Raw genomic sequence first — 13,912 nt, 5'->3', positions numbered from 1 at the left:
ATGCGATGAAACAGGAAGAGAATTTCGCCCGCCCCGATGCCGCATCGGGCCCGGGTGCCTACCGGCAATATGCGCGTGACTGGCTGCAAAGCCATTTGCCCGCCCACATGCGCGCCGACAGCGTGGACTACCGCACGCCCAGCCTGGATGAGTGCCGCGACTGGGAAGCGCGCATGTACCAGGCGGGCCTGGCCGGCATGACCTGGCCGACCGCCTATGGCGGCCATGGCCTGAGCCTGCGCGAGCACCTGGCGGTGAACAAGGAAGTGGGCGCGCTGGCGATGCCCGAGAGCGTCAGCTCGATCGGCAAGGAGCTGGCCGGCCCCATCATCATGGCCGTGGGCACTGAGGCGCAAAAACAGGCCTTTCTGCCCGCGATTCTGGAGATGCGCGAGTACTGGTGCCAGGGCTTTTCCGAGCCCGAGGCCGGATCGGACCTGGCGCGGCTGCGCACCAAGGCCACGCCCGATGGCGATGACTGGCTCATCCAGGGCCAGAAGATCTGGACCAGCGGCGCCGCCAAGGCCCACTACTGCCTGCTGCTGACCCGCACCGGCACGGTGGCCGACAAGCACCGGGGCCTGCTGATGTTTGCGGTGCCGATGGATACGCCCGGCATCCGCGTGGTGCCGATCCGCTCCATCGACAACAAGCAGTCCTTTGCCGAGGTGTTTTTTGACCAGGTGCGCGTGCCCGATTCGGCCCGCCTGGGCGCTGCCGACGAAGGCTGGAGCGCGGCCATCCGCGTGCTGTCGATCGAGCGTGCCACCAACCGCATGTACCGCGCCTGGCGCTTTGAGTGCGAATTGCGCCAGCTGGTGCGTGCCTACCAGTCCGAGCCCGCGCTGCGTGGCCGCCTGCAAGAGCCGGGCCTGCGCCAGGCCATCGGCCAGGTGGCCAGCCAGATCGATGGCCTCAAGGGCCTGGTCGAGCGCAGTGTGGAGCAGCTGCAGGCCGGCGAACCGATTGGTGCGCGCGGGTCGCTCACCAAGCTGTACTGGTCCGAATGCCACCAGGCCTTTGCGTCGCTGGCGTTGGCGATGGTGGCCGATATCCACCCTGGCCACAGCGCGCTGGCACGGCGCGCCAAGGCCCATTTCACGCAGGCCTATCTGTTCTCGCGCGCCGAGAGCATCTATGCCGGGACCACCGAAGTGCAGCTGGATGTCATTGCCCAGCGCATTCAACAGCTGACCAAGGACTAAAGGGATGACGATGCAAACTGAAGAGCTGCAGCCCGAGGAGTTTGGGCAGGCGGCGCAGGCGGTCATCGCAGCGCTGCAAGGGCAAGGCCCGGCCGAGGCGGCCACCGCCATGGCCGATGCCGGTCTGTTTGGTATCTGCGCCGATGAAGCGCAGGGCGGCCTGGGCCTGCCGCTGGCCTTTGCGATGCCGGTGGTGCGGGTGGCAGGGCAGATGCAACTGTCCTACCCCTTGCCTGAGCAGATTGCCGCGAGCAAGGCACTGCAAGGTACGGAGGCCGGTGGCCAGCTGCTGCGCGGTGAGAAATCGCTGTGCGTGGTGATGGCCGTGCAGGCCGCTGGCGACTGGAGCGGGGTGGCGCGCAATGGCCTGCTGGCCGACTATGTGCTGGTGCAGACCGGTGCCGATTTTGCGCTCTACGACAAGGCGGCCTTGCGCTGCCAGGCCGAAGAAATGCTGGACCCGGAGGTGCCCCAGCTGTGGGTATCAACCACCGGTGCCACGCCGCTCTTGAGCCTGGACGCGCAGCAGTCGCAGGCCTTTTGCGCCGATACCAAGCTGCTCTGGGCCGAGTATCTGAACGGGCTGTGTGCCGGCGCGCTGGAGCGCACGGCCGACTACCTGCAGGCGCGCGTGCAGTTTGGCCGGCCGCTGTCGGCCAAGCAGGCGGTGCGCCACCACCTGGCGCGCATGCGTCTGCTGCTGGAGGCATCGAGCGCACAGTCCTGGCGTGCGCTGCGCCCGGATGAGTGGGGCGCCCCCCGCCAAGCCGATAGCGCCTTGGCCGCTGCCTTGAACCAGGGCGCCTGGGTGCTGGAAAAGGCCATCCACCTGCATGGCGGCATGGGCTTTACCTGGGAGCTGGGGCTGCACCGCAGCCTGCGCGAGCTCAAGAAACTTGACGCCTGCCTGGGGGCGGGGGCTGTGATGCGCGCCGTGGGCGCTGACTTTATCGACCGTTGTGAGGTGACGCAATGACAGGCGCAATCGCGAGAGATATGGAAGGCCGCGTGGCCCTGGTCACCGGCGCTGGTGCTGGTATTGGCCGCGCCACCGCGCTGCAGCTGGCTGCGCGCGGCGCCGTGGTGGCGGTCAATGACCTGAAGGAGGCGCTGGTCGAAGAGACGGTGGCTGCCATCACCGCCCAGGGCGGCCAGGCCTTTGGCGTGGTGAAGAACGTGGCCACGCGCGAAGAGATGACGGCGGCGGTGGACGAGGCCTATGCCCGCCACCAGCGGCTGGACATTCTGGTCAACAACGCCGCCTGGGTGCGCTACCAATCGGTCAGCGAGATCATGCCCGAGACGGTGGACCGCATGCTGGACATCGGCTTCAAGGCCGTGCTCTGGGGCATCCAGGCCGCCGCTGCCCGCATGGATGCGGAGCGCGGTGGCGCCATCATCAATGTGGCCTCGGTGGCGGCGCTGCGCTCGGCCGGCAGCTCGATGGTGTATTCGGGCATCAAGGCCGGCGTGCTGGGCATTACCCGCGCTGCGGCGGCGGAGCTGGGCGAGCGCCATATCCGCGTGAATGCGGTCTGCCCGTCTGCCGTGCCGACCGAGGGCACGCAGCGCAACCGCAATGCCGAGCGCGATGCCGGCCGCGTGGCCAAGACGCCGATGGGGCGCCTGGGCACGGTGGACGACATTGCCGGCACGATCTGCTTCCTCGCCAGCGATGCTGCGCAGTTCACCACCGCGCAGGCGCTGGTGGTGGATGGCGGCATTACCTTCACCAATATCTGAAGCCTATGCCCGCTGTCTTGATCACCGGTGCGGCCTCCGGCATTGGCCGCGCTGCCGCGCTGCAGTTTGCGCAGCAGGGCTGGGACTGCCTGCTGGCCGATATCAGCCCCGCGATTGCCGAGCTGCCCCAGCAGTGCCTCGCGCAAGGCGCGGCCAGCGCACAGGCTTTTGCGCTGGACCTGACCGATGCGCAGGCGCTGGCCCAGCTGGGCCGCCAGCTGGCAGAGTTGCCAGCGCTCGATGCCCTGGTCAACAACGCCGGTATCTCGGACAGCAGCGGCCGGCCGCTGGCCGAGCAGGCGCCCGCGCAGTGGCAGCGCCTGCTGCGGCTGAACCTGCAGGCACCACAGGCCTTGTTCGAAACCTGCCTGCCGCGCTTGAAGGTGGATGCGCGCATTGTCAATGTGTCCTCCGGCGCGGGGCACAAGGCCATTCCTTGGCGCGGGCTCTACAGCCCCAGCAAGGCCGGGCTGATTGCCTGGTCGCAAAGCCTGGCACAGCGCTACCCGCAGCTGAGTGTGAGCACCTTGTGCCCCGGCTTTGTGCGTACCGAGCTGGTGCAGGGTCTGATGGATGCCGGCCGCCTGGCACTGGCCGATGCCGTTGCCAAGATCCCGCTGGGCCGCCTGGCCGAGCCCGAAGAAATGGCCGCTGCGCTGGTGTTTTTGGCGCAGCCCCAGGCCCGCGTGCTGTCGGGCCAGGTCCTATCGGTCGATGGCGGATCGGGTATTTACGGCGGCAGTAGCCGCTGCGCGCTGAGCACCGCCGCGCCCGCACCGCTGCAGACGCCGCTGCATCTGCAGCTGCAAGCGGGCAGCGATGCCGCTTGTGATGGCGCCTGGTTGCAAGCGCTGCAGGCGGAGGACGGCGCGCAGGCGGCAATGGCCGCACCATGCCAAGGCCTGGTCAGCACCCAGGCGCTGGCCCCTGCCGGTGGTGATCTTGTGGAAGCCGTGCTGAGCGCCGGCCAGCAGTTTGCAGCCGCCCATGCGCGCGATGCCAGCCTGCTGCTCCTGCTGCCCGCGACTGCCCCCGAAGGCGTGCCCGCCTGGCAGCACCAGACGGCACTGGCTGCCGCACGCATGCTGGTGGCAACCCTGGCCTGCGAATGGGCCATGCAGGGCCTGCGTATCAATGCGCTGCTGCTCTCGCCCCAGCAGGCTGGTGGCCCAGCGGTGGCGCAACTGCTACCGCTGGTCCGTTTTCTGACCGGGGCGCGGGCGCAGTTTGTGACGGGGCAGTGCCTCGATATCTCAGGCAGCAAGGAGAGCCAGCATGGCTGAACTGGACACCGCCGCCGTCGAAGCCCTGTATCGCCAGGAGCGTGGCTACTGGCGGCCCTGGAATGCCCAGCTGCTGGCCCGCCGCCCGGCATTTTTGCAGGCCTATGCCCACTATGCCGGCTACCCGGCGCGCAGCGGGGGCTTGAGCGAGCGCATGGTGGAGCTCGTCTATGTGGCGCTCGACGCATCGGCCAGCCATTTGTTTGCCAGCGGCTTGAAGCTGCATATGCAAAAAGCGCTGGCCTGCGGCGCCAGCGATGAGGACTTGCTCGATGTGCTGACCTTGGTTTGCTTGCAAGGCGCAGGCGCGACAGCGGCGGCGTTGGACGAGGTAGCCCAGGTGTATGGTCTGCCACCCAAGGCAGAACCCACGGAAGGCCAGCAGCCAGACCTGTGGGCGCGGCTGCAGGCCATCGACCCGGCCTACTTTGGCCATCTGCAGGCGCTGGCCAGCACCGCAGAAAGCGGCCAGGGCCTGAGTGCGGGCGAGCGCTGCCTGATCACGGTTGCGCTGCATGCCTGCTTTACCGCGATGCAGCCCGAGGCCTTGCGCGCCGCCTTACAGCAGGCCCAGGGCCTGGGCGTCGCGCGCGAAGCGGTGCTGCAGGTCATTCAGATGGGCGCGCACCTGGCGGTGCATGGCACAGCGCTGGGCATCACGGTGCTGGCTGAGCTGGACGCCGCATGACATCGAACGACAAGGACAAGGAGACAAACATGAACCAGTTGCGTATCGAGCGCCGCACCCTGCTGATGGCGGCCATGGCTGCCGCACTGCCTGCCGCCCTTCCCCTGGCGCGGGCGGCCGCGCCCTGGCCCAGCAAGCCGGTGCGCCTGGTGGTGACCAGCTCGCCCGGATCGGGCGGCGATGTGTTTGCCCGCCTGCTGGCGCCTGGCCTGCAGGCGGCACTCGGCCAGCCCTTCTATGTCGAAAACAAGGTGGGTGCCAACGGCATCATCGCCAATGACTTTGTCGTCAAAAGCAATGATGCGCACACGGTGTTGTTTGCGCCGTCGTCGGCCATCGTGATCAACCCCTTTATCCAGCCCAAGCTGCCCTATGACACGCAGCGCGATCTGCTGCCCGTCGGCCAGATTGGGCTGTCGGGCATTTTTCTGGTCGCCAATCCTGACACCGGCATTGCCTCCTTGGCCGACCTGGTGCGCTATGCCAAGGCCAACCCGGGCAAGCTGTCCTGCGGCTCCTGGGGCAATGGTTCGTCGGGCCATCTGGCGCTGGAGGGCCTCAAGGCCCATTACGGCATCGACATCCACCATGTGCCCTACAAGGCGCTGTCCACCGAGCTGTCGGACATCATCGGCAACAACATTCCGATGGGCTTTATGGACATCGCGTCGCCCGTGCCGCATATCCGCAATGGCAAGCTGCTGGCCGTGGGGGTGACGGGCACGCAGCGCGCACCGGCCACGCCGCAGGTGCCCACCTTTACCGATCAGGGCTTCAAGTTTGATGCCGACGGCTGGTATGGCATGTTTTTGCCCGCTGGCACTTCCAACCCCGAGATGGTGGAGCGGCTGAACCAGGCCCTGGTGCAGGTGGCGCAAAGCGCCGATATCCGCAAAAAGTTTGAAGACCAGAACATGGCCCTGCCTGCCGTCAAACCCGCGGCAGAGTTTGCCCGCTCCATCCAGTCCGATATGAAGATCTGGGGTGGGCTGGCCAAGCTGGCCGATCTGAAGATGTCGTAACGAGCGCGCTGGCGGCTGCACCGGGCGCGACAAGCCCGGGCAGCGCTGACATGGCCAGCGGTAGAACCAGGTGGTAGCTGTGGCAAGGGCCGGCTATCCGCAGTCAACAGGAGACAAAAATGACCGATTCATGCGCAAACTTCAACCGCCGGCAGATGCTGCTGGGCCTGCTGGCTGCAGCGGGCACCGGCACGGCGCTGGCCAATACCGCCTGGCCCAACAAGGCGATCCGGATGATTGTGCCGGGGCCGGCCGGATCGGGCGGCGACATCTTTGCGCGCATGCTGCTGCCGCCGCTGCAGTCTACGCTGAAGGAAAGCCTCTACGTCGAGAACAAGGCCGGCGCCAACGGCATCATCGGCAATGACCATGTGGCCAAGGCCCAGGCCGATGGCTATACCTTGCTGTTCTCGCCGTCGTCGTCGATTGCGATCAACCCTATCATCCAGCCCAAGATGCCCTATGACGCCATGCGCGACCTGGCGCCCGTGGCGCAGGTGGGTGCAGCGGGCGTGCTGCTGGTGACCAACCCTGCGACCGGCTTCAAGAACCTGGCCGACATGGTGCAGTACGCCAAGGCCCACCCGGGCCGCCTGGCCTATGGTTCCTGGGGCAGTGGCTCGACCGGCCACTTGGTGATGGAAGGCATCAAGGCCCATTACGGCCTGGACATGCCCCATGTGCCCTACAAGGGCACTGCCGTGGAGCTGGGCGATCTGCTGGCCAACACGATTGGCGTGGGCTTTATGGATATCGCCTCGCCCATTCCTCATATCCGCAGCGGCAAGCTGCGTGCACTGGGCGCCACCGGCTCGGCGCGCGGCCCGGCGCTGCAGGAGGTGCCGACCCTGACCGAGCAGGGCTACACCTTCGACGCCGACGGCTGGTACGGCGTGTTTGCCCCCGCCAAGACCGACCCCAAGATCATCGACCGCCTCAATGCCGATCTGGGCCAGGCGCTGGGCAGCCCCGAGATGAAGGCCAAGTTTGCCGAGCAGAACATGCTGATCCCTGCGCACAAGTCGGCCGCGGAGTTCAGCCAGGTCGTCAAGAGCGATATGGCGCTGTGGCAGCAGCTGGCCAAGGTGGCCAAGCTCAAGGTCGATTGAGCGACGCCCCGGACAGGCAGCGGGGCTGAAGGCTCTGCAGCCCTCTGTCCAGGCCCCTCTGTGCCGTATTGGCACAGCCCACTTTTGCAATGGTCTGGCAATTGCCCGGCAGACAGGCTGGGCAAGGAAGGTCTTATGTCGATTAGGATTTTTTGGCGCGCTACCGCGCTGGGGCTGGGCCTGGCTTGCTGCGTGGCCACTGCACCGGCCGCTGAGGCGCAGGCCGCTTTTCCGCACAAGCGCGTAACCATCGTGGTGCCTTATTCTGCCGGCGGGCTGACCGATACGCTGGCCCGCTCGCTGGCGGCGAAGCTGGCGCTGCTCTGGGGCCAGCCGGTGGTGGTGGAGAACCGCGATGGCGCAGGCACCATCATCGGCACGAGCGCCGTGGCCCGTACGCCAGCCGATGGCTACACGCTGCTGTTCACCAGCTATGCCTACACCTCCAACCCGGTGCTGCGCCGGCAGTTGCCCTATGGGCCCGATGCGTTCCGGCCCGTGGGCCTGCTGGGCTCCAGCCACAATGTGCTGCTGGTCACCAACCGCTTGCGTGGCCAGTCGCTGCAAAACCTGATCGACCGCGCCAAGGCCGAGCCGGGCAGCTTCAAGCTGGCCTCGTCCGGACCAGGGTCGAGCCCGCACCTGGCGGCCGAGCTGTTTGCGACCAAGGCGGGCATCCGCTTTACCCATGTGCCCTACAAGGGCCAGGGGCCGTCGATGACCGATCTGATGGCGGGTGTCGTCGATGGCATGTTTGACGGCATGTCGTCGTACGCGCTGGTCAAGTCGGGCAAGGTGGCAGCCGTGGCCATTGCTGCCGAGCAGCGCCACCCGGGCGCGCCCGAGATTCCGACTTTCAAGGAGCTGGGCATGGACTTTGTCAGTGGCAGCTGGTTTGGCATGCTGGCGCCGGCTGCAACGCCCGATGCGGTGGTGCGGCAGATCAATGCCGACCTGCACCGCGCCCTTGAAGACCCTGCCGTGCGCGCCCAGATTGCCAAGACCGGTTTGCTGGTGTCGCTGTCCACACCCGAGGCCTTTGGCCAGTTTCTGCAGGCCGAAACCCGCAAGCTGCAGGCGCTCCTCCAGAGCGGCGTGCGCATTGATCTGGATTGAGCCGGGGCGGGTGGGGGGCCTGCCGCATAATGGGCTTTTTGCCACCTGTCTGGATTGCCCATGCCCTACGCCCGCCATACCCTCGCTGCCGGATTGCTCGCGGCAGCGTCTTTGCTGAGCGCACCGGCCTGGGCCATCAACAAATGCGTCGATGCCCAGGGCCGCACCAGCTTTCAGGATGAGCCCTGCGCAGCCGGGCAGAAGGCCGAGGCGATCACCGTGACGCCCTCCAGCCAGGGCATCAACCCGCGCGAGCATGACCGCCCGGCCACCAGCCGCCCAACGGATAACCCGCCGCCGTCCGCACCACCGGCAACCGCACCCGCCGATGAGCCAGAACCCCGCCCGGCCGATTGCCCCGACCCGGAGCGCATGAAGAGCATGCAGATCGAGGCCGAGTCGATTGCGCTGCCGCTGCCGATCCGCAAGCAAAAGCGGGCGTCGTTTGAAGCGCTGAAAGAGCGCTGCGGGGGCTAAGGCACCGCCCTCAGCAAAACGCCCGCGATTGCGGGCGTTGTTGTTTACACAGCCATCGGCGCCGTCAGCGGTGCATGGTGCTGGTAGCCTTCCAGCCAGAAGTCCGAGGGCTCCACCTTCTCCAGCCACTCCGGCTCGTATTGGCCGGTCACCGCATAGTCGGGGATGCGGTCGGACAGCACCAGCTTCGGCGACTCAAAGGGCTCGCGCTTGAGCTGCTCTTGCAGCATGTCCAGGTGGTTCTCGTAGATGTGGGCATCACCGATGAAGTAGGTGAACCAGCGCGGGGTGTAGCCACTCAGGCGCCCCATCAGGTGCAGCAGCGCAGCGCCTTCGGTGAGGTTGAAGGGGGTGCCCAGGCCGACATCATTGCTGCGGATATACAGGCACAGCGAGATCTCGCGCTTGCTCTGGTCAACCAGGAACTGGTAGAGCAGATGGCAAGGGGGCAGGGCCATTTCTTCGAGCTGGGCCCAGTTCCAGCCGTGAAAGAGAATGCGGCGGCTGCCCGGGTCCGTCATGATGGTGTCCAGACACTGGCGCAGCTGGTCGATGGCCTTGTAGAGCACGATCTGGCGCTTGCCGTCTTCGGCCACTTCGCCAATCTGGGTGTAGCCCTTGGCCAGCGCGTCGGCCACCTGGGCGGCGCCTTGGGGCAGGGCCTGGTCGATCAGCTTGTAGGCCGGCCATTGGCGCCATTGCACGCCGTAGACGGGGCCCAGGTCGTCGGCCTCCAGGCGGTAGGGGTTGGCCAGCCAGGCCTGGTTTTCATTGGCGTTCTGGTCCCAGACCTTGCAGCCCAGCGCGCGGAAATCGGCGGCGCTGCGCGCGGCGCGCAGAAAGCCCACCATCTCACCGATGGCGGATTTGAAGGCCAGCTTCTTGGTGGTGACGGCCGGGAAGCCTTGCTGCAGATCAAACTTGAGCATGGCGCCGGGCATGCTGAGCGTGCGGATGCCTGTGCGGTTGGACTGCCAGGAGCCTTGGTCCAGGATGTTCTGGACGAGTTGGAGGTATTGCTTCATGTTCTTCTGGCCTGATCGAGACGGGGGCCTTGCCGCCTCGCTGGTGCTAAGGCATTGCCTGGCCCGGTGCGATGGGCGCACTGCGAGGGCGGGGCAGGGGGCGAGGCCCAAAGGGCCTACTGTACGATGCCTGCGCTTTTTGCGTAGGCCGTAAGGATAAGCCAGTGTGGGAGATGTCTGCGGCCGCCCTGAGCAGCCATAAATTGGTGTAGGGTGTCGGCTTTGGCGCCCGGGCCCACCGGGGCCGGCGGTGCATGGCCGTGGCAAGCACAGGTGGGCAGCGGGACATCGACAGTTTGCCTGGCGCAGGAGAGGGCGCGGCAAACGCTACAAGGACAGCTAACTATGTGGATGATGACGAAAAAATGGGGCCTGGCCCTGGGCGCTGCTGCGGCGCTGGCACTGGCCGGCTGCCAGACCACGCCCGCTGGCGGCAACCCCAGCGGCCAACAGGCCTGGAACCAGCTGCAGGCCCAGGTGGGCCAGTACCCGCAGGATGCCGCTTTCTTGCAGCAAGGCGTGATGGCTGCGCGCATGCAGCACCTGCTGGGCGAGCACCGCGCGGCCTTTATGCAGAACCTGCAGGTGACCGGGCCGCTGAGCAAACAGGGCTCCGTCTACTACATCACCGGCAACCGCCAGCACGATGGTGGCCAGAATGCCGCCGCTGTGGCGCTGGATGCCAAGAGCAACACCATGCGCATCTGGTGGCTGCAGGACGGCCAGCCGCGCGTGGTGCAGGACCCGGGCGCAGCGTTTTCCTGGCCCAAGGATGTGAACCAGATGATCAGCAACGCGGTGGGCACGCCGGCGTCGTGATCCGCTGATGCGTAAAAAAACAGGGCGGCACCTCATGGAGGGCCGCCCTGTTTTGTTTTGGCGCTGGGTTTTAAGCGCGTGTGACCATCGCATGCGGGTTCATGATGTTCTGCGGGTCCAGCGCGGCCTTCACCGCACGCATCATCGACAAGGCCACCGGCGACTGGTACTGCGGCAAGGTATCGACCTTGAGCGTGCCAATGCCGTGCTCGGCCGAGATGGAGCCGCCAAAGGCGGCTACCGCGTCATAGACGATGTGGTTGACCTCGTGCTCGCGCTCGTCGAGAAACTGCTTGGCGTCCCCGCCCTCGGGCGCCTGCACATTGAAGTGCAGGTTGCCGTCGCCCAGGTGGCCGAAATTGACCAGGCGCATGCCCGGGACCTTGTCGTTCAGCACCTGGGTGGCATGCTCGACAAACTCCGGGATGCGCGAGATGGGCACGGAGATGTCGTGCTTGATGTTGAGGCCTTCCTCGACCTGGGCGAGCGGAATGCTCTCGCGGATATGCCAGAGGTTGTGGGCCTGGCCCAGGTTCTCGGCGACCACGGCATCGAGCACGATTTCCTGCTCGAATGCCGCTTCCATCAAGGCTTCAAAGCGGCTGCGGGCATGCTCTTCCGATTCGCTGTCGGAGTTTTCCAGCACCACGGCATAGGGGAAGGCGGGGTTGTCGATAAAGGGCACGCGCAGCTGGGGCATGTGCTTGTCGACCAGGGTCAGTGCAAAGCGGTTCATCACCTCAAAGCCGGTGAGGCCCGCGCCCAGGTACTGGTGCGCCAGTGCCAGCAGGCGCACGGCAGCATCGAACGACGGCAAGGCCGCCCAGGCGGTGAGCTGGCTCGCGGGCATCGGGTAGATCTTCATCGTTGCTGCGGTGATCACGCCCAGGGTGCCTTCGCTGCCGATAAAGAGGTTGCGCAGGTCGTAGCCGGTGTTGTCCTTGCGCAGGCCCTTGAGGCCGTTCCAGATCTCGCCCTGGGCGTTGACCACTTCCAGCCCCAGGCAGAGCTCGCGCGTATTGCCATAGCGCACCACCTGGGTGCCGCCGGCATTGGTGCCCAGGTTGCCGCCAATGGTGCAGCTGCCTTCGGCGGCCAGCGACAGCGGGAACAGATAGCCTTGACTCTCGCAGCGCTCCTGCAGGGTCTGCAGGATGCAGCCGGCCTCGACGGTGACGGTCAGGTTGTCCGTGTCGATCGCGCGGATCGCCTGCATGCGGCCCAGGTTCAGCACCACCTGCTGGCCCGAGGTATCGGGCGTGGAGCCCACGACCAGGCCGGTGTTGCCGCCCTGGGGCACGATGGAGGTGCCATTGGCCGCGCAGGCCTTGACGACGGCGGCTACCTGCTCGGTCGTGGCGGGGCGCACCACCGCCAGCGCCTTGCCGTGGACGCGGCGGCGCCAGTCCTGCTCATAGGCCGTCAGGTCGCCCTCGGTAAGCACATGGGCATCGCCCACAATCTGGCGCAAGCTCGCAATCAGGTCGGTCATCGGAAGTCTCAGCAAATAAAAAGAAAACGGTTCTAGGAAGCGGCTGCGCGCTGGGTGGCCGGGGAGGCGGCGCGTTGGCGGCCCCGGATATGCAGCACGCAGGCGGCAAACAGCAGCAGGCACAGCGCGATCTCGGCCAGCGCGCACCAGCGGCTGGGCGGCGCATCGCCCCAGGCGCGCACCACGCCCTCAATAAAATACAGCCACACCAGCAGGCTCAGCCAGCGGTAGGTATACATGCGGCGCTTGAGCAGGCCGGCCAATGGAATGCACAGCGGCAAGGCCTTGAGCACCAGCCAGGAGCCGCCGGGCCGCAAGGGGGCCAGCCACAGCTCCCAGGCCAGAGACAGCAGCACCAGGCCCAGCAAGGCCGCCACGGCCAGCCAGCGCGAAAACTGCGCAGCGGCACCCGCAGTTGCACCCGCAGCGGCAGGCGTTACCAAATCAGGCAGATTTGCGGCGGGTTCAGGGGTGGATGCAGGCATGGAAATGGCATCATATCGGTATGTACGTCAGTGATGAGAAAAACGCGGCATCTTTGCAGGTGCAACCGCGCCAGGGATGGGCTTTGTGGTGGCAGCAATTCGCGGCTTTTCCCTGGCGCAACACCGTCAATACCTTGCGCACGCGCTTTGGCGAGGACCGCCTGGGCCTGACGGCCAGCAGCCTGACCTTTACCACCATGCTGGCACTGGTGCCTTTCTTCACGGTGGCGCTGGCCTTGCTCACCGCCTTTCCGATGTTCGCGACGGTCGAGGCGCAGCTGCAGCGCTGGCTGATCGAGAGCCTGATCCCCAGCACCATCGCCAGCCAGGTGCTGGGCTATATCACGCAGTTTGCGTCCAAGGCCAGCCGCCTGGGCCTGGCGGGCCTGAGTTTTTTGCTGGTGACGGCGCTGGCGCTGATATTGACGATGGACCGCACCCTGAACAACATCTGGCGCGTGCGCCAGCTGCGTCCGCTGGGCCAGCGGGTGCTGATCTACTGGGCGGCCATGTCGCTGGGACCGCTGGTGCTGGCCTCCAGCCTGGTGCTGACCTCGTCGGTGGTGGCCGCTTCGCGCAGCGCGATGGGCGAGCTGCCCTACCTCATCCGCCTGGCCTTTGATTCGCTGGAGTTTGTGCTGCTGGCATCGGGCGTGACCGCCATGTACCGCTATGTGCCCAACACCCATGTGCGCTGGCGCGATGCGCTGGCCGGCGGGCTGTTTGTCGCCGTGGGCATCGAGGTGGCCAAGAAGGTGCTGACCCTGTACCTCGTGCATGTGCCAACCTATTCCACCATCTACGGCACCTTTGCGACCTTGCCAATCTTGCTGATCTGGATCTATGTGGCCTGGGTGATTGTGCTGTTGGGCGCGGTGGTCGCTGCCTACCTGCCCAGCCTGCTGGCCGGTGTGGCGCGCCTGCCGCTGGCGCAGAGCTGGGATTTTCAGCTCGCGCTCGAATGCCTGCGCGCGCTCAACCTGATGCGCTACCAGCCCGAGAAGGGCCTCTACCTGCACCAGCTTGCCACCCGCTTGCAGGTAGAAGATGTGCAGCTGCACCGCGCGCTCGATGTGCTGTGCCAGCTCGACTGGGTGGGCGCCGTCGTCGATGTGGACGAGCGCCGAACCAGCGCGGGCGCGCCCGAGAGCCAGCATGACATGCGCTATGTGCTGCTGATCGAGCCGGCGCAGACCCTGGCTGCACCGCTGGTCAGCGCGCTGATGCTGGACCGCAACGAGGCGACCGAGCCTTTGTGGTGGCACAGCGGCCTCGACCAGATCGCGCTGATTGCGCTGCTCGAGCGCCGCCAGTGGCTGCCGGAGGAGGTGCCTGCGGAAGAGGTGGAAGCAGCAGCGCAGGAGTTGGAGCCTGTGCTGGGTGATGAGACCCAAGCCCTGCAGCCCAAGGCTTGAGGGCAGTTTGATCGCTGAGAGGGGCTGCCCATC

At 66.3% G+C, this 13,912-nt stretch carries 14 protein-coding genes; 11 read left to right on the top strand and 3 right to left on the bottom strand.

Features of this window, described 5'->3' with window-relative positions; translation table 11 throughout:
• The first annotated feature begins 5 nt into the window (after positions 1-5).
• The 9 genes from WH367_RS14005 (at position 6) to WH367_RS13965 (ending at position 8,643) form a co-directional block, all read left to right on the top strand.
• On the top strand, positions 6-1,205 hold the full coding sequence (locus WH367_RS14005) for an acyl-CoA dehydrogenase family protein (protein WP_339536573.1): 1,200 nt from the start codon (positions 6-8) through the stop codon (positions 1,203-1,205).
• Positions 1,206-1,209: 4 nt separating this feature from the next.
• Complete coding sequence (locus tag WH367_RS14000; protein ID WP_339536572.1) at positions 1,210-2,181, top strand: acyl-CoA dehydrogenase family protein; 972 nt, start codon at positions 1,210-1,212, stop codon at positions 2,179-2,181.
• A complete protein-coding gene (locus WH367_RS13995) occupies positions 2,178-2,948 on the top strand; it encodes an SDR family NAD(P)-dependent oxidoreductase (RefSeq protein WP_339536571.1) in 771 nt (256 codons plus the stop codon). Before WH367_RS14000 ends, WH367_RS13995 begins: the two co-directional genes overlap by 4 nt.
• 5 nt (positions 2,949-2,953) lie before the next feature.
• Entirely contained in the window at positions 2,954-4,231 is a 1,278-nt protein-coding gene (locus tag WH367_RS13990) for an SDR family oxidoreductase (RefSeq protein WP_339536570.1), read from the top strand.
• On the top strand, positions 4,224-4,919 hold the full coding sequence (locus WH367_RS13985; RefSeq protein ID WP_339536569.1) for a carboxymuconolactone decarboxylase family protein: 696 nt from the start codon (positions 4,224-4,226) through the stop codon (positions 4,917-4,919). The genes WH367_RS13990 and WH367_RS13985 overlap by 8 nt, the downstream gene beginning before the upstream one ends.
• Before the next feature lie 29 nt (positions 4,920-4,948).
• Positions 4,949-5,941, top strand: coding sequence for a Bug family tripartite tricarboxylate transporter substrate binding protein (locus tag WH367_RS13980; RefSeq protein WP_339536568.1), 993 nt, complete (start codon positions 4,949-4,951; stop codon positions 5,939-5,941).
• 119 nt (positions 5,942-6,060) lie between these two features.
• Positions 6,061-7,050, top strand: a complete 990-nt coding sequence (locus WH367_RS13975) for a Bug family tripartite tricarboxylate transporter substrate binding protein (protein WP_339536567.1) — start codon at positions 6,061-6,063, stop codon at positions 7,048-7,050.
• 135 nt (positions 7,051-7,185) lie between these two features.
• Complete coding sequence (locus WH367_RS13970; RefSeq protein WP_339536566.1) at positions 7,186-8,166, top strand: tripartite tricarboxylate transporter substrate binding protein; 981 nt, start codon at positions 7,186-7,188, stop codon at positions 8,164-8,166.
• 60 nt (positions 8,167-8,226) lie between these two features.
• Positions 8,227-8,643 carry a DUF4124 domain-containing protein gene (locus WH367_RS13965; protein WP_339519940.1) on the top strand — a complete coding sequence of 139 codons (417 nt, stop codon included), beginning with the start codon at positions 8,227-8,229 and terminating at the stop codon, positions 8,641-8,643.
• Between the two features lie 44 nt (positions 8,644-8,687).
• Here WH367_RS13965 and WH367_RS13960 read toward each other — a convergent pair whose 3' ends face one another.
• A complete protein-coding gene (locus tag WH367_RS13960) occupies positions 8,688-9,668 on the bottom strand; it encodes a thymidylate synthase (RefSeq protein ID WP_339536565.1) in 981 nt (326 codons plus the stop codon).
• A gap of 351 nt (positions 9,669-10,019) precedes the next feature.
• Between WH367_RS13960 and WH367_RS13955 the strand changes: the two genes are divergently transcribed.
• Positions 10,020-10,487, top strand: coding sequence for a hypothetical protein (locus tag WH367_RS13955; RefSeq protein WP_339536564.1), 468 nt, complete (start codon positions 10,020-10,022; stop codon positions 10,485-10,487).
• A gap of 70 nt (positions 10,488-10,557) precedes the next feature.
• Here WH367_RS13955 and WH367_RS13950 read toward each other — a convergent pair whose 3' ends face one another.
• Positions 10,558-11,979 carry an FAD-binding oxidoreductase gene (locus WH367_RS13950; protein ID WP_339536563.1) on the bottom strand — a complete coding sequence of 474 codons (1,422 nt, stop codon included), beginning with the start codon at positions 11,977-11,979 and terminating at the stop codon, positions 10,558-10,560.
• Positions 11,980-12,011: 32 nt separating this feature from the next.
• Entirely contained in the window at positions 12,012-12,464 is a 453-nt protein-coding gene (locus tag WH367_RS13945) for a DUF2069 domain-containing protein (RefSeq protein ID WP_339536562.1), read from the bottom strand.
• A gap of 20 nt (positions 12,465-12,484) precedes the next feature.
• On the opposite strand from WH367_RS13945, the gene WH367_RS13940 reads away from it, so the two are divergent.
• The gene (locus tag WH367_RS13940; RefSeq protein WP_339536561.1) at positions 12,485-13,879 is read left to right on the top strand and encodes a YihY family inner membrane protein; all 1,395 of its coding nucleotides are present in this window, start codon (positions 12,485-12,487) and stop codon (positions 13,877-13,879) included.
• Positions 13,880-13,912 lie beyond the last annotated feature (33 nt).

The sequence above is a fragment of the Comamonas sp. MYb21 genome (assembly GCF_037479395.1).
Lineage (GTDB): Bacteria > Pseudomonadota > Gammaproteobacteria > Burkholderiales > Burkholderiaceae_C > Comamonas.
This window is presented reverse-complemented; position numbering and strand designations above follow the sequence as displayed.

Bases quoted from the DNA above. Each gene is read 5' to 3' on its own strand.
- WH367_RS13995 (WP_339536571.1), top strand. From the start codon at position 2,178: ATGACAGGCGCAATCGCGAGAGATATGGAAGGCCGCGTGGCCCTGGTC.
- WH367_RS13960 (WP_339536565.1), bottom strand. From the start codon at position 9,668: ATGAAGCAATACCTCCAACTCGTCCAGAACATCCTGGACCAAGGCTCC.
- WH367_RS13985 (WP_339536569.1), top strand. From the start codon at position 4,224: ATGGCTGAACTGGACACCGCCGCCGTCGAAGCCCTGTATCGCCAGGAG.
- WH367_RS13990 (WP_339536570.1), top strand. From the start codon at position 2,954: ATGCCCGCTGTCTTGATCACCGGTGCGGCCTCCGGCATTGGCCGCGCT.
- WH367_RS13940 (WP_339536561.1), top strand. From the start codon at position 12,485: ATGTACGTCAGTGATGAGAAAAACGCGGCATCTTTGCAGGTGCAACCG.
- WH367_RS13950 (WP_339536563.1), bottom strand. From the start codon at position 11,979: ATGACCGACCTGATTGCGAGCTTGCGCCAGATTGTGGGCGATGCCCAT.
- WH367_RS13970 (WP_339536566.1), top strand. From the start codon at position 7,186: ATGTCGATTAGGATTTTTTGGCGCGCTACCGCGCTGGGGCTGGGCCTG.
- WH367_RS13980 (WP_339536568.1), top strand. From the start codon at position 4,949: ATGAACCAGTTGCGTATCGAGCGCCGCACCCTGCTGATGGCGGCCATG.
- WH367_RS14005 (WP_339536573.1), top strand. From the start codon at position 6: ATGAAACAGGAAGAGAATTTCGCCCGCCCCGATGCCGCATCGGGCCCG.
- WH367_RS13945 (WP_339536562.1), bottom strand. From the start codon at position 12,464: ATGCCTGCATCCACCCCTGAACCCGCCGCAAATCTGCCTGATTTGGTA.
- WH367_RS13965 (WP_339519940.1), top strand. From the start codon at position 8,227: ATGCCCTACGCCCGCCATACCCTCGCTGCCGGATTGCTCGCGGCAGCG.
- WH367_RS13975 (WP_339536567.1), top strand. From the start codon at position 6,061: ATGACCGATTCATGCGCAAACTTCAACCGCCGGCAGATGCTGCTGGGC.
- WH367_RS13955 (WP_339536564.1), top strand. From the start codon at position 10,020: ATGATGACGAAAAAATGGGGCCTGGCCCTGGGCGCTGCTGCGGCGCTG.
- WH367_RS14000 (WP_339536572.1), top strand. From the start codon at position 1,210: ATGACGATGCAAACTGAAGAGCTGCAGCCCGAGGAGTTTGGGCAGGCG.